Source organism: Streptomyces sp. NPDC028368, assembly GCF_055565615.1.
Window position 1 is genome coordinate 481,796 of the sequence record NZ_JBVHTY010000002.1, and the last position, 21,350, is coordinate 503,145.

Here is a 21,350-nt window from a genome sequence, read left to right on the forward strand (position 1 = left end):
TCGGTGCATGTCGTACTCGCCGGTGGGGGGACCGCCGGCCACATCGAGCCCGCGCTCGCCCTCGCGGACGCCCTGCGCAGGCAGGACCCGACCGTGGGGATCACGGCACTCGGCACGGAGAAGGGCCTGGAGACCAGGCTCGTCCCGGAGCGCGGCTACGAGCTCGGCCTCATCCCGGCCGTACCGCTGCCGCGTAAGCCCACCCCCGAACTGATCACCGTCCCCGGGCGGCTGCGCGGCACGATCAAGGCCGCCGAGCAGATCCTGGAGCGCACCAAGGCGGACTGCGTGGTCGGCTTCGGCGGCTATGTCGCCCTGCCCGGCTACCTGGCGGCCAAGCGGCTGGGCGTGCCGATCATCGTTCATGAGGCCAACGCCCGCCCCGGTCTCGCCAACAAGATCGGCTCGCGGTACGCCAAGTTCGTCGCCGTCAGCACCCCGGACAGCAAGCTGCGCGGGGCCCGCTATGTCGGAATCCCGCTGCGCCGCACCATCGCCACCCTGGACCGCGCCGCGGTCCGCCCCGAGGCGCGGGCCGCCTTCGGGCTCGACCCGAACCTCCCCACCCTCCTGGTGTCCGGCGGCTCGCAGGGCGCCCGCCGACTGAACGAGGTCATCCAGGCCGCCGTGCCGGCGCTGCAGCGCTCCGGCATCCAGGTCCTGCACGCGGTCGGCCCGAAGAACGAACTGCCGCACGTGGACAACATGCCGGGGATGCCGCCGTATGTCCCGGTACCGTACGTGGACCGGATGGATCTTGCGTACGCCGCGGCCGACATGATGCTCTGCCGCGCGGGCGCGATGACCGTCGCCGAACTGTCCGCCGTCGGGCTCCCGGCCGCCTTCGTCCCGCTGCCCATCGGCAACGGCGAACAGCGGCTGAACGCCCAGCCGCTGGTCAACGCCGGCGGGGGCCTGCTGGTCGACGACGCCCAGCTGACCCCGGAGTGGGTGCAGAACTCCGTGCTCCCGGTCCTGTCCGATCCGCACCGGCTGTACGAGATGTCCCGCGCGGCCTCCGAGTTCGGCCGCCGGGACGCCGACGAGCTGCTGGTCGGCATGGTGTACGAGGCGATCGCCCAGCAGCAGAAATAGTCGACGAGCAAAGGCAGGGGAGCGTGGCCGGAATCCGAACCGCCCAGCGCGGCGCCAGGAAGCGGCCGTCCGGCCCGCCCTCCGCCCCACGGCCCCGGGTGCGGCGATGGGCGTGGCCGCGCCGCTGCCTTCGCACCCCGCGCCGCCGCCGGCTCGCCCTCGCGCTGGCCCTCGCGGTACTGCTCGGCGGCTTCGGCGCCTGGACCCTGTACGGCTCGGACTGGCTCCGGATCCGGCAGGTAAAGGCCGTCGGCACCAGAGTTCTGACGCCGGATGAGGTGGTGGCCGCGGCCCGCGTCCCGATGGACGCACCGCTGGCCTCGGTGGACACCGACGCGCTGGCCCGCCGGCTCCGCGCGCGGCTGCCCCGCCTCAAAACCGTTGATGTGGTGCGATCCTGGCCGGACACCATCGGTCTGAAAGTGTCGGAAAGGACGCCAGTAGTGGTGATGCGTTCGGGCGGAAAGTACAGCGAAGTGGACGGCGAGGGCGTCCGTTTCGCCACCGTCCGTACCGTTCCCAAGGGCGTACCGCTTCTGGAAATGGCCGTTTCCGACTCCCCGAGCCTGCACCGGTTCGGAATCGACCGCTTGCGTCGCGCCGCGGTTGACGTCGTAGGACAGCTCCCCGAAGCGGTCCGCGACGACGTACGCACGGTCCGCGTGGTGTCCTACGACGCGCTCACCCTGAAACTGAAGGGGGATCGTACGGTCGTGTGGGGCAGCCGCGAACAGGGCGTGGAGAAGGCCAAGGTGCTCACCGCCCTGCTGAAAGCCGCGCATGCGGCGCACCACTTCGACATCTCGGTGCCCAGCGCCCCTGCCGTATCGGGGAGTTGACGTCCGTAGCCGCAGGCCAGCACCCTGGATGGCTACGACTATGGGTGATCACATAGGGTGAAAAGAAAAACGGGAGGTTCGGCGTGTTCGTTGAACGCGCGCGCCTTGTCGACTTAGTGTCTCGTTCCAAAGGGACTATGGAACCAAGGAACACAGGCACAGGTAACCCTAAACTTCAGGCTTAGGGTTCGGGTCGGCGATACGGACCGCCCCATCGGCATCAGTCGGCGTCCACACGACATGTGAGGCGGCGACACGTAACTCGAGGCGAGAGGCCTTCGACGTGGCAGCACCGCAGAACTACCTCGCAGTCATCAAGGTCGTCGGCATCGGCGGCGGTGGCGTGAACGCCATCAACCGGATGATCGAGGTCGGGCTCAAGGGCGTCGAGTTCATCGCGATCAATACCGATGCACAGGCGCTGCTGATGAGCGACGCCGACGTCAAACTCGACGTCGGCCGCGAAATGACCCGCGGCCTCGGCGCCGGCGCCAACCCGGATGTGGGCCGCAAGGCGGCCGAGGACCACCGCGAGGAGATCGAGGAGGTCCTCAAGGGGGCCGACATGGTCTTCGTGACCGCGGGTGAGGGCGGCGGCACCGGCACCGGCGGTGCACCCGTCGTCGCCAACATCGCCCGCTCGCTGGGCGCCCTGACGATCGGTGTGGTCACCCGGCCGTTCACCTTCGAGGGCCGCCGCCGCGCCAACCAGGCCGAGGACGGCATCGCCCAGCTGCGCGAAGAGGTTGACACCCTCATCGTGATCCCCAACGACCGGCTGCTGTCCATCTCGGACCGCCAGGTGAGCGTGCTCGACGCGTTCAAGTCGGCGGACCAGGTGCTGCTGTCGGGTGTCCAGGGCATCACCGATCTGATCACCACCCCCGGCCTGATCAACCTCGACTTCGCGGACGTCAAGTCCGTGATGTCCGAGGCCGGCTCGGCCCTGATGGGCATCGGCTCGGCGCGCGGCGACGACCGCGCGGTGGCCGCCGCGGAGATGGCGATCTCCTCGCCGCTCCTGGAGGCGTCCATCGACGGCGCCCGCGGCGTACTGCTCTCCATCTCCGGCGGCTCCGACCTCGGTCTCTTCGAGATCAACGAGGCCGCGCAGCTGGTCAGCGAGGCGGCGCACCCGGAGGCCAACATCATCTTCGGCGCGGTCATCGACGACGCGCTCGGCGACGAGGTCCGGGTGACGGTCATCGCCGCGGGTTTTGACGGGGGCCAGCCGCCGGCCCGCCGCGATGCCCAGTCGGCGCTGACGTCCCCCAAGCGCGAGGAAACCGCGCCGGCCCCGAGCCGTCCGGTCACCCCGCCGGAGCCGCGGGCGTCGTCCTTCGGCGGCCTGGGTTCGGTGCCCGTACGGGACGAGGAGCCGGTCCCGGCCGAGTCCTCCGCGCTGGGCGAGGCCTCGACGCCCCCGGCCGGTTCGCCGCAGGTTCCCCCGGCCCGCCCGTCCTACACGGACAGCGCGGCCGAGGAGCTGGACGTCCCCGATTTCCTGAAGTGATCAAAGCACCGAAGTGATAGGGCAACAGCACCACGACAGCGGCGCGCACTTCGCCTTCACCGACAGGTGGGGCGGGGTGAGCGCCGCTCCGTATGATCAGCTCAATCTGGGCGGCGCGGTCGGCGACGATCCGTTGGTGGTTCGCACCAACCGGGAGCTGGCCGCCAAGGAACTCGGCCTCGACCCGGCCGCGGTGGTCTGGATGAACCAGGTCCACGGCCGGGACGTGGCGGTGGTCGACGGACCCTGGCGGACCGACGGCATCCCCTGTGTGGATGCGGTGGTGACCGCCCGCCGGGGCCTCGCGCTCGCCGTACTGACCGCCGACTGCACTCCGGTGCTGCTCGCCGACCCGGTCGCCGGGGTGGCCGGGGCCGCACACGCGGGCCGGCCCGGTCTGGTCGCCGGGGTCGTACCGGCGGCCGTCGAGGCGATGACGAAGCTGGGCGCCGAGCCGGCGCGGATCATCGCGCACACCGGGCCCGCGGTCTGCGGCCGTTGTTACGAGGTGCCCGAGGTGATGCGCGCCGAGGTCACCGCGACGGTGCCCGAGGCCTGGTCGACGACCGGCTGGGACACCCCCGCGCTGGACGTCACCGCAGGTGTACGGGCCCAACTCGGCGCCGCGGGCGTACCGGTCCGTGAGGATGACCACATCTGCACCCTCGAATCCGCGGATCATTTCTCCTATCGGCGCAACCGCACAACGGGGCGGCTCGCGAGCTACGTATGGCTGGAGGGCTGAGCACGTGACGGACGATCGCAGAACGCAACTGGCCGACAACCTGGCGCGGGTGGAGGACCGTATCGCCACCGCGTGCGCCAAGGCCGGCCGGCTGCGTGACGAGGTGACCCTGATCGTGGTCACCAAGACCTATCCCGCGAGCGATGTCCGGCTGCTCGCGGAGCTGGGGGTGCGGCATGTCGCGGAAAACCGCGATCAGGATGCGGCACCGAAGGCCGCCGAATGTGCCGATCTGTCCCTTACTTGGCACTTCGTCGGTCAATTGCAGACGAACAAGGTGCGATCTGTCGCCCGTTATGCCGGAATTATCCAGTCGGTCGACCGGGTCAGGCTTGTCACCGCGCTCTCCAGGGAAGCCGTCCGCGCGGAGCGTGAACTGGGCTGCCTGATCCAGGTGGCGCTCGACGCGGAGCCGGAAAACACCGGGCGGGTGGGCGGGGGCGACACCGCGCGGGCGGGCGAGGGGGCGACCGCCGACCGGGGAGGGGTGGCGCCGGACGGCATCGAGGCGCTCGCCGACGCGATCGCCGGGGCCCAAGGCCTGCGCCTGGACGGTGTGATGACCGTCGCGCCGCTGACCGGGCCGTATGCCGGACGCCAACTCGCCGCATTCGAACGACTCATGGAAATCTCAACCGACCTGCGCGCCAACCATCCTGCTGCCAACATGGTGTCAGCGGGTATGAGCGCGGACCTCGAAGACGCCGTGATGGCCGGGGCGACACATGTGCGCGTCGGCACTGCGGTACTCGGAGTCCGACCACGGCTCGGGTAACGTCGCCAAGCAAGTCGGACCACAGCACAAAATATGGTCATTCCCGCAGAAAGCGGGAGGCTGCGTGGATCCAAGGCCCCCGGTGACGGAGCCGATCCACCACAGAGCGGAGGACGCAGAGAATGGCCGGCGCGATGCGCAAGATGGCGGTCTACCTCGGCCTCGTGGAGGACGATGGGTACGACGGCCGGGGCTTCGACCCCGACGACGAGTTCGAGCCCGAGCTTGACCCGGAGCCGGAACGGGGGCGGCGCCAGCAGCACCAAGTTCAGGCGGAAACACGCCCGGAGCGGGAGGAACCGGTACGGGTCGTGACACCTCCGGCGCAGCGCGAACCCGCCCCGCTCGCCACGGAAAGCGGACGACCCGCCCGAATCGCCCCCGTGGCATCCATCACACCCGACCGTCCGAATCTGGAGAAGAACGCACCGGTGATCATGCCCAAGGTTGTGTCCGAGCGGGAGCCGTACCGCATCACGACGCTCCACCCCCGGACCTACAACGAAGCCCGTACCATCGGGGAACACTTCCGTGAGGGCACTCCGGTGATCATGAATCTCACGGAGATGGACGACACCGATGCGAAGCGACTTGTCGACTTTGCGGCCGGTCTCGTCTTCGGCCTGCACGGCAGCATTGAGCGGGTGACGCAGAAGGTGTTCCTGCTGTCTCCTGCTAACGTCGATGTCACGGCGGAGGACAAGGCCCGTATCGCAGAGGGCGGGTTCTTCAACCAGAGCTGAGACGCAACACCGGGCACACCAGGCCGATAAGGCCGAAACGGGATCAAAGGGGAGAGGGGCGCGCGAGATGAGTGTCGCTGGTCAGGTGATCTATATCGCGCTGTACTGCTTCCTGATCGTGTTGATCTTCCGGCTGGTGATGGACTACGTGTTCCAGTTCGCCCGTTCATGGCAACCCGGCAAGGCGATGGTGGTCGTTCTGGAGGCCACCTACACTGTCACCGATCCGCCACTCAAGCTTCTGCGGCGGGTCATTCCGCCGCTGCGTCTCGGGGGCGTGGCGCTCGACCTGTCCTTCTTCGTATTGATGATCATCGTGTACATCCTGATCACCGTCGTGAGGTCGGTGTTGTTGGTGTGAACGATACGGTCTTGCCGATTGCCGACGACTACGTTGAGGTGAAGTAGAGATGCCGTTGACCCCCGAGGACGTGCGGAACAAGCAGTTCACGACCGTCCGCCTCCGAGAAGGCTATGACGAGGACGAGGTCGATGCCTTCCTCGATGAGGTCGAAGCCGAACTGACCCGGCTCCTGCGGGAGAACGAGGACCTGCGCGCCAAGCTGGCCGCTGCTACGCGCGCAGCCGCGCAGAACCAGCAGCAGCAGGGCCTGCGCAAGGGACCCGACCAGCAGCAGGACCAGCAGCAGCAGCGAGGCGGGGCCCCCGTGCCCGCCGCCATATCCGGTCCGCAGCCGGTCCCGCCGCAGCAGCAGGGGATGGGTGGCCCGCCCCAACTGCCCGGTGGTGCACCGCAGCTGCCCCCAGGTCCCGGTGGCCACGGCCCGCAGGGCCCGCACGGTCCTGGCCCGATGGGCCCCGGCGGTCCGATGGGCGGCGGCCCCCTCGGCGGCCCCGGCGGACCGCAGCAGCAGCTGCCGCAGGCGCCCCAGCAGGGCGGCCCCGGCGGTGACAGCGCGGCGCGCGTGCTGTCGCTGGCACAGCAGACCGCCGACCAGGCGATCGCGGAGGCCCGTTCCGAGGCCAACAAGATCGTCGGCGAGGCGCGCAGCCGTGCCGAGGGCCTGGAGCGGGACGCCCGCGCCAAGGCCGATGCGCTGGAGCGGGACGCGCAGGAGAAGCACCGCGTGGCGATGGGCTCGCTGGAGTCGGCCCGCGCGACGCTGGAGCGCAAGGTCGAGGACCTGCGCGGCTTCGAGCGCGAGTACCGCACCCGCCTGAAGTCCTACCTGGAGAGCCAGCTGCGCCAGCTGGAGACCCAGGCCGACGACTCGCTGGCCCCGCCGCGGACCCCGGCGACCGCCGCTGCCTCGCTGCCGCCGTCGCCGTCGATGGCGTCGGCCGGTGCGGGCACCATGGGTGGCAACCACACCATGGGTGGCGGCCAGTCGATGGGCGGCGGCCACTCGATGGGCAACGGCGCGAGCGGCGGTCCGTCCTACGGCGGTCAGCAGCAGATGTCGCCTGCGATGACCCAGCCGATGGCACCGGTGCGGCCGCAGAGCCCGCAGCCGATGCAGCAGGCGCCGTCGCCGATGCGTGGCTTCCTCATCGACGAGGACGACAACTGACCCCCGCCTAGCGCGCGGAGTCGGCAATCAGGGCCGGGCCCCTGGGGAGTTTCCCCAGGGGCCCGGCCCTTTCCGCGCGCTGACCGCGGATACGGCGAAGCCCCCGGCACAACCGAGTGCCGGGGGCTTCGCCGTGGCGCTGACGTCGTAGCGCCGGCGCCGTAGTCGTTACGCCTTACGGAGGTGGAAGGTCAGGCCCAGGCTCTCGTCCGTGAAGGCGGGGCCGTAGTCGCCGTCCGGGGCGCCCTGGACGTAGTCCGTGGCGAGGACCTCGTCGGAGATCAGGGCGGCGTGGTCGGTGAGGGCCGTGCGGACGTCCTCGTCGGTGGATGCCCAGCGCAGGGCGATCCGGTCGGCGACGTCCAACCCGCTGTTCTTACGGGCCTCCTGGATCAGCCGGATGGCGTCGCGGGCCAGGCCCGCCCGGCGCAGCTCCGGGGTGATCTCCAGGTCGAGGGCGACGGTCGCGCCCGAGTCGGAGGCCACCGACCAGCCCTCGCGCGGGGTCTCGGTGATGATGACCTCGTCGGGGGAGAGGGTGACGGTCTCCCCGTCGACGTCGACCGACGCCGTCCCCTCGCGCAGCGCGAGCGAGAGGGCCGCGGCGTCGGCCGCGGCGACGGCCTTGGCGACCGCCTGGACGCCCTTGCCGAACCGCTTGCCCAGCGCCCGGAAGTTCGCCTTCGCGGTGGTGTCGACCAGAGAGCCGCCCACCTCCGAGAGGGAGGCGAGCGAGGAGACGTTGAGCTCCTCGGCGATCTGGGCGCGCAGGTCGTCGGAGAGGTCACCGAAGCCGGCCGCACCGACCAGCGCGCGGGACAGCGGCTGGCGGGTCTTGACGCCGGACTCGGCGCGCGTCGCGCGGCCCAGCTCGACCAGCCGGCGCACCAGCAGCATCCGCTCGGAGAGGGCCGGGTCGATGAGGGAGGCGTCCGCGACCGGCCAGGAGGAGAGGTGCACGGAGTCCGGGGCGTCCGGGGTGACCGGGGCGACCAGGTCCTGCCAGACCCGTTCGGTGATGAACGGGGTGAGCGGCGCCATGAGGCGGGTGACCGTCTCGATGACCTCGTGGAGGGTGCGCAGCGCGGCCGCGTCGCCCTGCCAGAAGCGGCGGCGGGAGCGGCGGACGTACCAGTTGGAGAGGTCGTCGACGAAGGCGGACAGGAGCTTGCCGGCGCGCTGGGTGTCGTAGGCCTCCAGGGCCTGGGTGACCCCCTCGGCCAGGGTGTTCAGCTCGCCCAGCAGCCAGCGGTCCAGCAGGGGGCGGTCGGCCGGGGCCGGGTCGGCGGCGGACGGCGCCCAGTTGGACGTGCGGGCGTACAGCGCCTGGAAGGCGACGGTGTTCCAGTAGGTCAGGAGCGTCTTGCGGACCACTTCCTGGATGGTGGCGTGGCCCACCCGGCGGGCGGACCACGGGGAGCCGCCGGCCGCCATGAACCATCGGACCGCGTCCGCGCCGTGCTGGTCCATCAGCGGGATCGGCTGGAGGATGTTGCCCAGGTGCTTGGACATCTTGCGGCCGTCCTCGGCGAGGATGTGGCCCAGGCAGACGACGTTCTCGTAACTCGACTTGTCGAAGACGAGGGTGCCGACGGCCATCAGGGTGTAGAACCAGCCGCGGGTCTGGTCGATGGCCTCCGAGATGAACTGCGCCGGATAGCGCTTCTCGAAGATCTCCTTGTTGCGGTACGGGTAGCCCCACTGCGCGAACGGCATCGAGCCCGAGTCGTACCAGGCGTCGATGACCTCCGGGACGCGGGTCGCCGTCGCCCGGCACGTCGGGCAGGCGAAGGTGATCTCGTCGATGAAGGGGCGGTGCGGGTCCAGGCCCGACTGGTCGGTGCCGGTCAGCTCCGTCAGCTCGGCGAGCGAGCCGACGCAGGTGAGGTGGTTCTCCTCGCAGCGCCAGATGGGCAGCGGGGTGCCCCAGTAGCGGTTACGGGACAGCGCCCAGTCGATGTTGTTGTTCAGCCAGTCGCCGAACCGGCCGTGCTTGACCGACTCCGGGTACCAGTTGGTGTTCTCGTTCTCCCGCAGCAGGGCGTCCTTGACCGCGGTGGTGCGGATGTACCAGGACGGCTGGGCGTAGTAGAGCAGCGCGGTGTGGCAGCGCCAGCAGTGCGGGTAGCTGTGCTCGTAGGCGACGTGCCGGAAGAGCAGGCCGCGGGCGGAGAGATCCTCGACCAGGACTCCGTCGGCCTTCTTGAAGAACTGGCCGCCGACCAGCGCCAGCTCCTCTTCGAAGGTGCCGTCCGGGCGGACCGGGTTGACCACCGGCAGGCCGTACGCCTTGCAGGTCTTGAGGTCGTCCTCACCGAAGGCCGGGGCCTGGTGGACGAGGCCGGTGCCGTCCTCGGTGGTGACGTACTCGGCGTTGACGACGAAGTTGGCGCCCTCGAGGTCCACCAGCTGGAAGGGGCGCTCATACGCCCAGCGCTCCATCTCGCGGCCGGTGAAGGACTCGCCGGTGGCACTCCAGCCCTCGCCGAGAGCCTTCTCCAGCAGCGGCTCGGCGACGACCAGCTTCTCGCTGCCGTCCGTCGCGACGACATAGGTGACGTCGGGGTGGGCGGCGACGGCGGTGTTGGAGACCAGGGTCCAGGGGGTGGTCGTCCACACCAGCAGCGCCGCCTCGCCCGCGAGCGGGCCGGAGGTCAGCGGGAGGCGGACGAAGACCGAGGGGTCGACGACGGTCTCGTAGCCCTGGGCCAGCTCGTGGTCGGACAGGCCCGTGCCGCAGCGCGGGCACCAGGGGGCGACGCGGTGGTCCTGGACCAGCAGGCCCTTGTTGAAGATCTCCTTGAGCGACCACCACACCGACTCGATGTAGTCGGGGTCCATCGTGCGGTACGGGGACTCCAGGTCGGTCCAGTAGCCCATCCGGGTCGTGAGCTCGGCGAAGGCGTCGGTGTGCCGGGTCACCGACTCGCGGCACTTGGCGTTGAACTCGGCGATGCCGTACGCCTCGATGTCCTTCTTGCCGTTGAAGCCCAGCTCCTTCTCCACGGCCAGCTCGACCGGGAGGCCGTGGCAGTCCCAGCCGGCCTTGCGGTCGACGTGGTAGCCCTGCATGGTGCGGAACCGGGGGAAGACGTCCTTGAAGACGCGGGCCTCGATGTGATGGGCGCCGGGCATGCCGTTGGCGGTCGGCGGGCCCTCGTAGAAGACCCACTCCGGCCGTCCCTCGGACTGCTGGAGGGTACGGGAGAAGACCTTCTGCTCCTGCCAGAACTCGAGCACGGCGTGCTCGAGGGCGGGGAGGTCTACCTGGGCGGGTACCTGGCGGTACTGGGGCTGCTCACTCATCGGGGGTTTCCTCCGGCGGACACCAGCTGCGTTTTCCGTCCGGAGGGACGAGAGCTCGCGCTCCCGCGGTACCACCCTCCTTGGCGGCGCCGCTGGCACCGCCCCCTCATTGGGGTCGCGCTGCCGGTTCTACTCGCCTTGGGTGGCCCGCGGCCCGCGGGCGGAGCCCACTGTCCAAGACTTTCTTCCGGCGACTCCGGGGTGATCTTCGCGTCGCGCACGCCCCCGGGCTTCCACCGTCCCCGGGTCGCTCCTGGCTGCGTACGACGCTACTCGTCCCATCAATGCCTCTCGCTGGGCCCAGTGTACGGGGCCGGGCCGTCGGCGGCCGACCGTTTTTCCGGGCGCGGCTGCCCGCCGGTGTGACCCGAATGGCGCGATGACCGGCCCCGGAGTGTGCGGCGCGGGCAGCGGGGCACAACCGAGGCAGGCCGGGCTTCCCGGCGGGGAGACCGGGCCTGCCGGGCGGTGCGTCCCGTTGCCGCGTGCCGTGTGGCGATTTATCGTTCCCGTCACAATTCGCGTACAAGCTCACCTATGTGAAGGGGGCGCGGCCATGGTGGCGAAAAAGACCGCCGCGCAGACGAGCTCGACGCCTGCCGATGAGGCCGATGAGGCTGTCGCGAAGCAGCCCGCACCGACGAAGACAGCTCCCGGGAAAACAGTCCCGAAGAAGGCGGCTCCGAAGAACCCAGCGGCGAAGAACGCAGCGGCGAAGAAGGCGAAGGACGCGACGCCGCGGAAGGCCGCGGCGAAGAAGACGGCCGCCACGAAGACGCCGGCCGGGAAGGCGGCGGCGAAGACGACGGTCACCACGGCGGCGCTCAAGAAGACGCCCAAGAAGACGCCGAAGAAGCCGGCGAAGAAGACCGCGGCCAAGAACGCCGCGGTGCCCGCGAAGAAGACGGGAGCCCCCACAGTGGCGGCGAAGAAGACGGCGGCCGCTGCGGCGCACGCCATGGATACCGCGGTGCCCCCCGCCCGGGTGGCCGCGGCGCCCGGCGAGCTCGCCGTGCGGCCCGGCGAGGATCCCTGGACGTCCGGGGAGGTCGCCGAGGCGCGGGCCGGGCTGCTGGACGAGGTGGGGCGGCTGCGCGCCGAGATCGTCGCGTCGGAGGACGCCGTCGCCGGGCTGATGCGCGACTCCGGGGACGGCGCGGGCGACGACGAGGCCGACACCGGCAGCAAGAACATCACCCGCGAGCACGAGATGGCGCTGGCCTCCAACGCCCGCGAGATGCTCCAGCAGACCGAACGGGCGCTCGGCAGGCTGGACGCGGGCACCTACGGCCTGTGCGAGAACTGCGGCAACCCGATCGGCAAGGCGCGGATGCAGGCCTTTCCGCGTGCGACGCTGTGCGTGGAGTGCAAGCAGAAGCAGGAGCGGCGCGTCTGACACCGCGCCGGAATTCGTCGCGGGCGGCCCCCGTACCGCCCGCGGCCGTACGTGTGTGCCGTACGCTCGTGACGGGTCAGGCGTGGCCTGACAGCTGACTCGAACGGGCTGAGGACTCACACGTGGCAGAGGCGGAACGCATCACCAGCACGCCGGAATCCGGGCCGGAATCCGGGACGGATCCCGAGCAGGGCTCCGAGCAGGGTTCCGAAGGGGGACGGCCGGTGGAGCCGGAGGAGAAGGCGGACCGGGGCAAGCGGAAGATCCTCGCCCTGCTGGTGGTCGCCGCCTTCGTCTACGCACTGGACCTGAGCAGCAAGCTGCTGGTCGTCGCCAAGCTGGAGCACCACGCGCCGATCCAGGTCATCGGGACGCTGCTGCAGTTCAACGTGATCCGTAACCGCGGCGCCGCGTTCAGCATGGGCGAGGCGCTGACGATCTTCCTCACGATCATCGCGGCGTCCGTGATCGTGGTGATCGCCCGGATCGCCCGCAAGCTCTACAGCCTGCCCTGGGCGATCTCGCTCGGGCTGCTGCTCGGCGGCGCGTTCGGCAACCTCACCGACCGGGTCTTCCGTTCGCCGGGCGTCTTCGAGGGCGCGGTGGTCGACTTCATCGCCCCGGTGCATTTCGCGGTCTTCAACCTCGCGGACTCCGGGATCGTCTGCGGCGGCATCCTGATCGTGTTCCTGTCCTTCCGGGGCGTGGACCCGGACGGCACGGTCCACAAGGACTGACCGGACCCCGTTGTCAGGGCCCGGGGCCGGGGCGCCGCCGCCCCGGGCAGGGCACCGCGGCGGGACTGCCATACTCGTGGGGTGAGCACCGTTCCCGAGATCCGCACCCTGCCCGTACCGGACGGCCTGGAGGGCGAGCGCGTCGACGCCGCGCTGGCCCGTATGTTCGGCTTTTCCCGGACGAAGGCGGCCGAGCTTGCCGCCGCCGGAAAGGTCCGGGTCGACGGCTCCGAGGTGATGAAGTCCGAGCGGGTCTCCGGCGGTGCCTGGCTGGAGGTCGAGATGCCGCAGGCCGCGCCGCCTGTGGAGATCGTCGCCGAGCCCGTCGAGGGCATGGAGATCGTGCACGACGACGACGACATCGTGGTGATCGTCAAGCCGGTCGGCGTCGCCGCGCACCCCAGCCCCGGCTGGACGGGTACGACCGTGATCGGCGGCCTGGCCGCGGCCGGCTACCGCATCTCCACCTCCGGCGCCGCCGAGCGCCAGGGCATCGTGCACCGCCTCGACGTCGGCACCTCGGGCCTGATGGTGGTCGCCAAGTCCGAGCGCGCATACACCCTGCTCAAGCAGCAGTTCCGCGAGCGTACGGTCGACAAGCGCTACCACGCCCTGGTCCAGGGCCACCCGGACCCGATGAGCGGCACCATCGACGCCCCCATCGGCCGGCACCCGCAGCACGACTACAAGTGGGCGGTCACCGCCGAGGGCAAGCCCTCGGTCACGCACTACGACCTGATCGAGGCGTTCCGGGCGGCCAGCCTGCTGGACATCAAGCTGGAGACCGGCCGCACCCACCAGATCCGGGTGCACATGGCCGCGCACCGCCACCCCTGCGTCGGCGACCTGACCTACGGCGCCGACCCCACCCTCGCCAAGCGCCTGGGCGTCGGCAGGCAGTGGCTGCACGCGGTCCGCCTCGGCTTCGAGCACCCCTCCGACGGGCAGTGGGTCGAGTTCGAGAGCGTCTACCCCGACGATCTGCAGCAGGCGCTGGACACCGTGCGGGACGAGAGCGCCTGACACAGCGGGTCAGGGCCGGCGGCATGGCACGCTTGGGGCGGAAGTGATCCCTCCCGACCCCGGAGCGTAGCCACCGTGGACCAGCTGGCTCTGCTGTTCGTCCTGCTGCTCGGAGCCGTGGTCATGGTGCCGGTCGGCGACCGGCTGGGGGTGCCCTCGCCGGTGCTGATGACCCTCGCCGGGGCCGTGCTGGCGCTGCTGCCGTTCGTGCCCAACGTCGAGGTACCGCCCGAGTTCATCCTGCCGCTGGTGCTGCCGCCACTGCTCTACGCCGCCGTACAGCGCACGTCCTGGCGGCAGTTCACCGCCAACGTCCGGCCGATCTTCCTGCTGGCCGTCGCGCTGGTCTTCGCCACCACGGCCGCCGTCGCCGCGGTCGCCCAGGCCGTGGTGCCCGGTATGCCGATCGCCGCCGCGGTGGTGCTGGGCGCGCTGGTCGCCCCGCCCGACCCGGTGGCCGCGACCGCCGTCGCCGGAAAGCTCGGGCTGCCCCGCCGGATGGTCTCCATCCTGGAGGGCGAGGGGCTGTTCAACGACGTCACCGCGATCGTGCTCTACCACGTCGCGCTCGCCGCGGCGGTCAGCGGCACCTTCTCGATGCCGGCCGCGGTCGGCTCGCTGGTGCTCTCCGCGGTGGTCGCCATAGCGGTCGGGCTGGTGCTCGGCTGGATCACCAACAAGCTGATGGGGCTGCTCGGCGACCCCACGCTGCAGATCGGGCTGACGCTGCTGGTGCCGTTCGTGGCGTACGTCCTGGCCGAGAACTTCCACGGCTCCGGGGTGCTCGCCGTGCTGACCACCGCGCTGTTCCTCGCCGAGTACGCGGTCGATGCCGACGATGTGCTGGGCCGGCTCGCCGGCTACACCTTCTGGGAGGTCGTCGACACCCTCGTCACCGGTGTCGCGTTCGGGCTGATCGGCCTGGAGCTGCACAACATCTTCGGGGCCGCGTCCGGGCGGTGGGGCGAGATGCTCGGCGCCGGCGCCGCGGTCGTCGCGGTGGTCGTCGCCGTCCGGCTGCTGTGGCTGCTGCCCGCCGCCTGGCTCGCCAAGCGGATGCACAAGCTCCGCGACTACGACGAGCAGATCCCGATGAGCTGGCGGGAGACCCTCATCATGTGGTGGTCGGGGATGCGCGGGGTGGCCTCGGTGGCGCTGGCACTGGCCATTCCGTACACCATCGACGGCGGCGGCGCCTTCCCCGCCCGCGACGAGATCCTCTTCATCGCCTTCGCGGTGGTGCTCACCACCCTGCTCCTGCAGGGCTTCACCCTGCCCTGGCTGGTGCGCAAGCTGCGGGTACGGTCCGACGCCGATGCCCAGGACGCGCTGGAGCGGGAGCTGGCGATCCGGGTGATCAAGGCGTCCAAGCGGCGGCTGAAGGAGATCCTGGAGGTCGAGGAGCTGACCGAGGAGGTCAGCGACCAGCTCTCGCGCCGCGCCTACGACATCGGCGCCCGGATCGCGCCGGACATCGTCGACGACGAGCGCCGCGAGCTGTTCGACCAGCGGATCACCCGGATGAAGAAGGTCCAGCGCATCCAGGGCGAGATGCTCTCGGCCGCCCGGCACGAGGTGCTGGCGGCCCGCAGCGAGCCGGGTGCGGACCCGGAGATCGTGGACCGGGTGCTGCGCCACCTCGACATGCGCAGCCTGCGGGGCACGCCGTAACGGCACGCCGCAGCAGCATGCCGTAACGGCCCCGCGCGGCCTCAGCCCGCCGGCTTCCCGTCCCGGCGCAGCCCGTGGTGGCCCAGCGGCGCGGGCGCGGTGGCGATCCGCGGGAGCGCGTAGGCGTGTTCGGACCGCAGCCACTCGATCATCCGCTCCCGCACCTGGCAGCGCACCGCCCAGAGGGCGTCCGCGTCGCGGGCGGTCATCAGCGCCCGGACGACCATCGTGGACGGCGTGGTGTCGGTGACCACCAGGCTCCAGGACCGGCCGTCCCACTCCTCGCACTCCTGCAGGACCTCGTGCAGCCGCTGCCGCATCTTCTCCACCGGCGCACAGTGGTCGAGATGGAAGAGGACGGTGCCGGTCATCTGGGCCCCGCCGCGCGACCAGTTCTCGAACGGCTTGCCGGTGAAGTACGAGACCGGCATGGTGATCCGCCGCTCGTCCCAGGTCCGTACGGTCAGGAACGTCAGGGTGATCTCCTCGACGGTGCCCCACTCGCCGTCCACCACCACCGTGTCGCCGATCCGCACCATGTCGCCGAACGCGATCTGCAGCCCCGCGAAGAGGTTGCCCAGCGTGGACTGGGCGGCGATGCCGGCGACGATGCCCAGCAGCCCGGCCGACGCCAGCATGGACGCGCCCACCGCCCGCATCTCCGGGAAGGTCAGCAGCATCGCGGCCGCGGCGACGATGATCACCGTGGCCGTCACCACCCGCTGGATCAGCGTCACCTGGGTCCGCACCCGCCGCACCCGCGCCGCGTCCCGTCCGCTCGCCGCGTAACGGGTGTACGACGACTCGACGATGGCGGCCGCGGCCCGCACCAGCAGCCAGGCGGTGGCCGCGATCAGCACCAGGGTCAGGGCCTGCCCGGTCCCCGTGCCGTGGTCCTCGACGGTCTTGAGCCCGGTCTCGTCATACGCACCCCGCAACAGCGCCGCGCACAGCGCCACTTGGGCCGGGATCCGGCAGCGGCGCAGCAGGCCCCACAGGGGCGTCTCGGGGTGTGCGGCGTCCATCCGGCGCAGCGTCCGGTCGGCGAGCCAGACCAGGATGAGCGTGAGGACGACCGAGCCGCCGATGACGGCGACCGGGCGTAGCACGTCCTCCAGCGACACGGCTTCCTCCTTGCTGTCGTGGGCGCGGTGTGCGAGTGCCGGTCTCCTCGACCGTAGCTGGCACCATGGGATCAGAGCGATCCAACCCAGGGAAGTGATGTTCAGTGCCCGGTCCCACCGAGTCCGCGACCAGCGGGTCTTCGACGATTGTCCTGTTTCATTCGGTGTGCGGGCTGCGCCCCGCGGTGCAGTCCGCGGCGGACCGGCTGCGGGCCGCGGGCCATGAGGTGATCGTCCCCGATCTGTTCGAGGGCCGGACCGCGGACTCGGTGGCGGACGGCATCGTCATCAAGGACGAGATCGGCAAGGAGGAGCTGCTCAAGCGGGCCGTCACGGCCGCGGCGCCGTACTCCGACCGCGGCCTGGTCTACGCCGGCTTCTCCTTCGGCGGCTCGGTCGCGCAGAATCTCGCGCTGGCCGACGAGAAGACCCGCGGGCTGCTTCTGCTGCACGGCACCTCCGACATCGCCGAGGGCGCCGCCGCCGACGATCTGCCGGTGCAGCTGCATGTCGCCGACCCGGACCCGTACGAGCCGCACGACTGGCTGAACGCCTGGTACCTCCAGATGCGCCGGGCCGGCGCGGACGTCGAGGTCTTCCGCTACGCCGGCGCCGGCCACCTCTACACCGACGCCGGCCTGCCGGATTACGACGAGGAGGCGGCGGAGAGCACCTGGAGGGTGGCGCTGGGGTTCCTGGCCGGGCTGTGAGCCGGCGGGGGGCCGGTCAGGCCACCGGCCGGTCGGCCTTCTCGACCTGCTGGGTGCCGCTGCGGGTGCGGTACGAGCGGAGCAGGGTGCTGGTGGCGTTCGGGTCGCTCTTGTCGGAGATGCCGAAGTAGTCCATCTGGGTGCGCTCGGAGCTGACGTCGAGGACGCCGTAGCCGTGCGAGTCCATGTCCAGCCACTTCACATGGCGGTTGGCGGCGCGGATGGCGGCGACGCCGGCCAGCGAGATCGTGTGCGGGGCGACGTGCAGGATGTCGTCCACGTTGTCGGAGGTGACGGAGGTGACCACGAACTCCGTCGCCACCGGCCCGGTGTGGGGGTAGGTCGCCGCCTGAAGGGGCACATCGTTGGCCCAGGCCATGTGGATGTCGCCGGTCAGGAACACCGTGTTGCCGATGCCGCGGTCGCTGAGGTGGGTCAGCAGCTCGCGCCGGTCGTCGGTGTAGCCGTCCCACTGGTCGGTGTTGACCGCCAGGCCCTCCTTGGGGATGCCGAGGATGTCGGCGAGCGGGCCGAGCAGATGCGCGGGTATCGAGCCGAAGGCCACCTGCGAGATCATCACCGAGGTGCCCACCAGCCGCCAGGCGGTGTCCGACCCCGCAAGTCCCTTCTTGAGCCAGTCCAGTTGGGCCCGGCCGGTGATCGTACGGCTGGGGTCGTCGACCGCGCCGCTGCCGGGCTTGGCCTGCTCGTCGCGGAAGGACCGCAGATCCAGCAGATGCAGATCGGCGAGATTGCCGAAGCGCAGCCTGCGGTACGTCGTCCCGGCGATGGAGGGCCGTACGGGCATCCACTCGAAATACGCCTGCTTCGCCGCGGCCATCCGCGCGGACCAGGGGCCCTCGGTGTCCGGGGTGTGGTTGACCGCGCCGCCCTTCCAGGCGTTGTCGGCGAACTCGTGGTCGTCCCAGATGGCGATGACCGGATGGGTGGCGTGCATGGCCAGCGCGTCCGGGTCGGCTTTGTGGACGCCGTGCCGGATGCGGTAGTCGGCGAGCGTGAGCAGCTCGTGGGCGGGGGAGTGCGGGCGGACGACGTACTTGAAGTCGGGGTATTCGCCGGACTTGTACTCGTAGAGGTAGTCGCCGAGATGCAGCACCGCGTCCAGGTCGCCGCGGGCGGCCAGGTGACGGTACGCGGAGAAGTAGCCGGACTCCCAGTTGGCGCAGGAGACCGCGCCGAAGCGGACGTTGCCGGGGGCCGCGTCGTGCGCGGGCGCGGTGCGGGTGCGGCCGACGGGGGAGTGCTGCCCGCCGGCGGTGAAGCGGTAGTAGTAGCGGGTGGCCGGGCGCAGGCCGCGCACATCCGCCTTGACGGTGTGGTCGGCGGCGGCGGTGGCGGTCACGCTGCCGTGCGCGACGACGGTGGCGAAGTCCTGGTCCGTGGCCACCTGCCAGGCCACCTCCGCGGCCGGTCCGCGGCCGGAGCCGGGGGTGGCCTCGGGGGCCGGGGTCACCCGGGTCCACAGCAGGATCCCGTCGGGCAGCGGGTCGCCGGAGGCGATGCCGTGCTGGAAGACGCGGGCCCGGCCGGGGGCCTCTTGGGCCTGCGCGGAGGCGGCGCCGGCCAGCGGCAGCAGGGCGGCGGTGGCGGCTACGGCCGTGACGGCGGAGCGGCGTGAGATGTGGTCATGATCGGTCACGGCCGAACCTTACTGACCAGTAGGCCGGTGAGGGAGGGTGGTACCCGAGAATTCACCTGCCCTCCCCCATGCCTTAAGGGCGGGGGAGGTGCCCCCCTCCTTACGGCCCCTCCGCGGTGCTCAGTTCCCGGCGGTGGGGTCCTTCTCGCCCGTGCGGATCCCCTGGCCGCCGTTCTTGCCGGTGCCCTTGCCCGGGTCCGTCCCCTTGCCCTTGCCGGGGTCCGTCCCCTTCGCCGGGCCGAACTCGCTGTCAATCATCTTCTTGAAGTTGGCCAGTGAGATCTGGTTGTACTCCGCCTGCGTCATCTGCCGCTGCGGGATCTTGCCCATCACCAGCTTCTTGTCGCCGTGCACGAAGGTCGGCGTGCCCTTGACGCCCTTGCGGCCGAACAGCGCGGTCATATCCATCGCCCAGCGGTCGTAGGTGCCCTTCTTGACCGCCGTCTCGAACGCCTTGTTCCCCTTCAGCTGCGGCACCTCGGCGGCGACCTTGAGCAGCGCGGAGTCCTTGGCGTAGACGTCCTCGCGCTCATCGGGGTGGTTCTTCACCGAGTACAGCGCCGTCTTGTACTTCAAGAAGGCGTCCGGGCTGACGTCGAGCGCGGCACCCAGGGCGCTCAGCGCGTTCTTCGACCCCTCGCCGCCCTGCATCCCGTCGATGAACGAGTACATCGTGAAACGGACCTTGAACCGGCCTTCCTTGATGTCCTTCAGCAGCTCCGGTCCGGTGCTCTGCTCGAACGCCGCGCACGCCGGGCAGCGGACGTCCTCGAAGACCTCCAGGGTCTGCTTCGCCTTCGGGTCACCTATCAGGATCTCGGTGCCGTTCTTGCCCTGAGTGTGGGCCGGCGTCACGGACTTGGCCTCCGCGGCGGCCTCCCAGCCGGTGGGCGCGGTCAGCTTCATGATGCCGAAGCCGATACCGGCGGCGACCGCCAGGACGCCGACCACCGAGGCGCCCACGACGAGCTGACGCCGCGTCTTCTCCTGCTTCTTCTGCCGCTCGCGCTCGGCGCGGATCCGCTCGCGGGCTGCCGACTTGCCGGCCTGGCTGTTGCGGTTGCTCATGGGGGGTCCCGTTCCTCAGGGTTGATGGCTCGTGCGAACTGGTCGGGCGGCGGCCCTGCGAGGGGGACCGCGGCGCAGTACGCAGTGCACCAGGAGGGGGAGCGGGCGGGCCGGCGGCAGGGGATGCTGGTGGGCGGCGAGCCGCAGCCAGGGCGCGGCCGCCGGCACGGGGTTGCCCTTCCGGTCCGACGGGGTGCCCAACTCGCCGCCCCGGAACGGCAGATGGGCGCCCACCGGACCCGGCGGTCCGCCGGCCGGGCTGTATCGGATGTGCCGCCCGGTGGCCAGGACGATGTCGGCGGCCGGCTCCAGCGGCACGCACAGCGCGGTGAACAGCGCCGCCCGAACCACCCGGAATCCCCTCCCCTGCATGCCGGGAGTCTGCCATGCGCACGGCGAAAGACCGGGTCAAGATTTGGCATCGGCCGACGTGCGCACCGCACGCCGGCCGATGCGGCCGGGCCCCGGACCCGGTCAGCGCCGGGGGAGGGCTCCGGGCCTCAGTGCTTGAGCCCCTTGTCCACCTGGGAGTTGAACTCCGCCACGGTGGAGGGCGCCGCCTTGCCCTGCGGGGTGTCCGTGCCCAGCACCGTGCCGTTGAGCTTGACGGTCGGGGTGCTGGTGACGTCCTTGTACGAGTTGAACGTGTCGGACATCTCCAGCGCCCACCGGTCGTACGTACCGCCCTTGACGGCCTTCTGGAAGGCCGCATTGCCCTTGAGCGCCGGGATGGTGTCCGCGACCTTGATCAGGTAGCTGTCGTCGGCGAACTTGTCCGGACCGGTCTCCTCGGGGTGGTACTGCTTCGAGTACAGCGCGTACTTGTACTTCAAGAACGCGTCCGGGCTGACGTTGAGGGCGGCGCCCAGCGCGCTCAGCGCGTTCTTGGAGCCGGTGCCCTGGAGATTGGCGTCGAGGAACGTACCGAGGTGGTAGGACGCCTTGTACTTGCCGTCCTTGATGTCCTTCTCGACGGTCGCGCCGATGGTCTGCTCGAACGAGGCGCAGCCGGGGCAGCGCGGGTCCTCGAAGAGGTGCAGGGTGTTCTTGGCGCCCGGCTTGCCGATGACGACGGTGGTGCCGCCCTTGCCGGAGGTGTTGGCGGGCGTGACGAGCTTGGCCTTCGCGGCCTTCGTCCACACCTTGTTGCCGCCCGCGGCAGCGGCGGCGCCACCGCCACCGTCCCCGCCGCTCGTTTTGGCGACCGCCAGCCCGATCCCGCCGGCCACCGCCAGCACGCCGACGACCGTGCCGCCGACGATCAGCTGCCGGCGGACCCGGTCCTTCTTCGCCTGCCGCTCGCGCTCGGCGCGCAGCCGCTCGCGGGCTGCCTGCTTGCTGGCCTGACTGTTGCGATTGCTCATGACTGTGTGCTCCGTGGAGATCCGTGGATGTCGGGTGCGTGCGGTGGGC

Annotated in this window: 19 protein-coding genes; 13 read left to right on the forward strand and 6 right to left on the reverse strand. The window is 70.7% G+C overall.

The features are described 5' to 3' along the window. Nucleotides 1-3 precede the first annotated feature (3 nt). From murG to ACZ4S3_RS05700, 8 genes are all read left to right on the forward strand, one after another. Nucleotides 4-1,095 (forward strand): undecaprenyldiphospho-muramoylpentapeptide beta-N-acetylglucosaminyltransferase, encoded by a 1,092-nt coding sequence (gene murG, locus ACZ4S3_RS05665; protein ID WP_467926266.1) that lies wholly within the window; start codon nucleotides 4-6, stop codon nucleotides 1,093-1,095. A gap of 23 nt (nucleotides 1,096-1,118) precedes the next feature. Continuing rightward, nucleotides 1,119-1,934 (forward strand): cell division protein FtsQ/DivIB, encoded by an 816-nt coding sequence (locus ACZ4S3_RS05670; RefSeq protein WP_467926271.1) that lies wholly within the window; start codon nucleotides 1,119-1,121, stop codon nucleotides 1,932-1,934. Nucleotides 1,935-2,217: 283 nt separating this feature from the next. Further along, nucleotides 2,218-3,447, forward strand: a complete 1,230-nt coding sequence (ftsZ, locus tag ACZ4S3_RS05675; protein WP_467926275.1) for a cell division protein FtsZ — start codon at nucleotides 2,218-2,220, stop codon at nucleotides 3,445-3,447. A 13-nt stretch (nucleotides 3,448-3,460) separates the two neighbouring features. Then, on the forward strand, nucleotides 3,461-4,192 hold the full coding sequence (gene pgeF, locus ACZ4S3_RS05680) for a peptidoglycan editing factor PgeF (RefSeq protein ID WP_467926279.1): 732 nt from the start codon (nucleotides 3,461-3,463) through the stop codon (nucleotides 4,190-4,192). Nucleotides 4,193-4,196: 4 nt separating this feature from the next. Further along, the gene (locus ACZ4S3_RS05685; RefSeq protein ID WP_467926283.1) at nucleotides 4,197-4,967 is read left to right on the forward strand and encodes a YggS family pyridoxal phosphate enzyme; all 771 of its coding nucleotides are present in this window, start codon (nucleotides 4,197-4,199) and stop codon (nucleotides 4,965-4,967) included. Nucleotides 4,968-5,089: 122 nt separating this feature from the next. Then, complete coding sequence (locus tag ACZ4S3_RS05690) at nucleotides 5,090-5,710, forward strand: cell division protein SepF (protein ID WP_400067556.1); 621 nt, start codon at nucleotides 5,090-5,092, stop codon at nucleotides 5,708-5,710. A 67-nt stretch (nucleotides 5,711-5,777) separates the two neighbouring features. Beyond that, nucleotides 5,778-6,071, forward strand: coding sequence for a YggT family protein (locus ACZ4S3_RS05695; protein WP_393892293.1), 294 nt, complete (start codon nucleotides 5,778-5,780; stop codon nucleotides 6,069-6,071). Between the two features lie 49 nt (nucleotides 6,072-6,120). Beyond that, complete coding sequence (locus ACZ4S3_RS05700) at nucleotides 6,121-7,242, forward strand: DivIVA domain-containing protein (protein ID WP_467926293.1); 1,122 nt, start codon at nucleotides 6,121-6,123, stop codon at nucleotides 7,240-7,242. Nucleotides 7,243-7,410: 168 nt separating this feature from the next. On the opposite strand, the gene ileS is transcribed toward ACZ4S3_RS05700, so the two are convergent. Next, on the reverse strand, nucleotides 7,411-10,548 hold the full coding sequence (gene ileS, locus ACZ4S3_RS05705) for an isoleucine--tRNA ligase (RefSeq protein WP_467926297.1): 3,138 nt from the start codon (nucleotides 10,546-10,548) through the stop codon (nucleotides 7,411-7,413). 556 nt (nucleotides 10,549-11,104) lie between these two features. Between ileS and ACZ4S3_RS05710 the strand changes: the two genes are divergently transcribed. From ACZ4S3_RS05710 to ACZ4S3_RS05725, 4 genes are all read left to right on the forward strand, one after another. After that, nucleotides 11,105-11,944 (forward strand): TraR/DksA family transcriptional regulator, encoded by an 840-nt coding sequence (locus ACZ4S3_RS05710; protein ID WP_467926301.1) that lies wholly within the window; start codon nucleotides 11,105-11,107, stop codon nucleotides 11,942-11,944. Nucleotides 11,945-12,066: 122 nt separating this feature from the next. Further along, nucleotides 12,067-12,681, forward strand: coding sequence for a signal peptidase II (lspA, locus tag ACZ4S3_RS05715; RefSeq protein ID WP_467926306.1), 615 nt, complete (start codon nucleotides 12,067-12,069; stop codon nucleotides 12,679-12,681). An 81-nt stretch (nucleotides 12,682-12,762) separates the two neighbouring features. Beyond that, complete coding sequence (locus ACZ4S3_RS05720; protein WP_467926310.1) at nucleotides 12,763-13,704, forward strand: RluA family pseudouridine synthase; 942 nt, start codon at nucleotides 12,763-12,765, stop codon at nucleotides 13,702-13,704. 75 nt (nucleotides 13,705-13,779) lie between these two features. Further along, on the forward strand, nucleotides 13,780-15,375 hold the full coding sequence (locus tag ACZ4S3_RS05725) for a Na+/H+ antiporter (RefSeq protein WP_467926315.1): 1,596 nt from the start codon (nucleotides 13,780-13,782) through the stop codon (nucleotides 15,373-15,375). A 41-nt stretch (nucleotides 15,376-15,416) separates the two neighbouring features. Here ACZ4S3_RS05725 and ACZ4S3_RS05730 read toward each other — a convergent pair whose 3' ends face one another. After that, nucleotides 15,417-16,493 (reverse strand): mechanosensitive ion channel family protein, encoded by a 1,077-nt coding sequence (locus tag ACZ4S3_RS05730; protein WP_467927333.1) that lies wholly within the window; start codon nucleotides 16,491-16,493, stop codon nucleotides 15,417-15,419. A 110-nt stretch (nucleotides 16,494-16,603) separates the two neighbouring features. Between ACZ4S3_RS05730 and ACZ4S3_RS05735 the strand changes: the two genes are divergently transcribed. Next, the gene (locus ACZ4S3_RS05735) at nucleotides 16,604-17,209 is read left to right on the forward strand and encodes a dienelactone hydrolase family protein (protein WP_467926319.1); all 606 of its coding nucleotides are present in this window, start codon (nucleotides 16,604-16,606) and stop codon (nucleotides 17,207-17,209) included. A gap of 16 nt (nucleotides 17,210-17,225) precedes the next feature. Here the strand turns inward: ACZ4S3_RS05735 and ACZ4S3_RS05740 are convergent, their stop codons facing one another. From ACZ4S3_RS05740 to ACZ4S3_RS05755, 4 genes are all read right to left on the reverse strand, one after another. Then, nucleotides 17,226-18,869, reverse strand: a complete 1,644-nt coding sequence (locus ACZ4S3_RS05740; RefSeq protein ID WP_467926323.1) for an alkaline phosphatase D family protein — start codon at nucleotides 18,867-18,869, stop codon at nucleotides 17,226-17,228. 120 nt (nucleotides 18,870-18,989) lie between these two features. Beyond that, nucleotides 18,990-19,937: a thioredoxin domain-containing protein gene (locus ACZ4S3_RS05745; RefSeq protein WP_467926327.1), complete on the reverse strand. Its 948-nt coding sequence runs from the start codon at nucleotides 19,935-19,937 to the stop codon at nucleotides 18,990-18,992. A gap of 15 nt (nucleotides 19,938-19,952) precedes the next feature. Continuing rightward, nucleotides 19,953-20,309 carry a hypothetical protein gene (locus ACZ4S3_RS05750; protein WP_467926330.1) on the reverse strand — a complete coding sequence of 119 codons (357 nt, stop codon included), beginning with the start codon at nucleotides 20,307-20,309 and terminating at the stop codon, nucleotides 19,953-19,955. Nucleotides 20,310-20,437: 128 nt separating this feature from the next. After that, the gene (locus ACZ4S3_RS05755) at nucleotides 20,438-21,301 is read right to left on the reverse strand and encodes a thioredoxin domain-containing protein (RefSeq protein WP_467926333.1); all 864 of its coding nucleotides are present in this window, start codon (nucleotides 21,299-21,301) and stop codon (nucleotides 20,438-20,440) included. Between the last annotated feature and the right edge of the window lie 49 nt (nucleotides 21,302-21,350).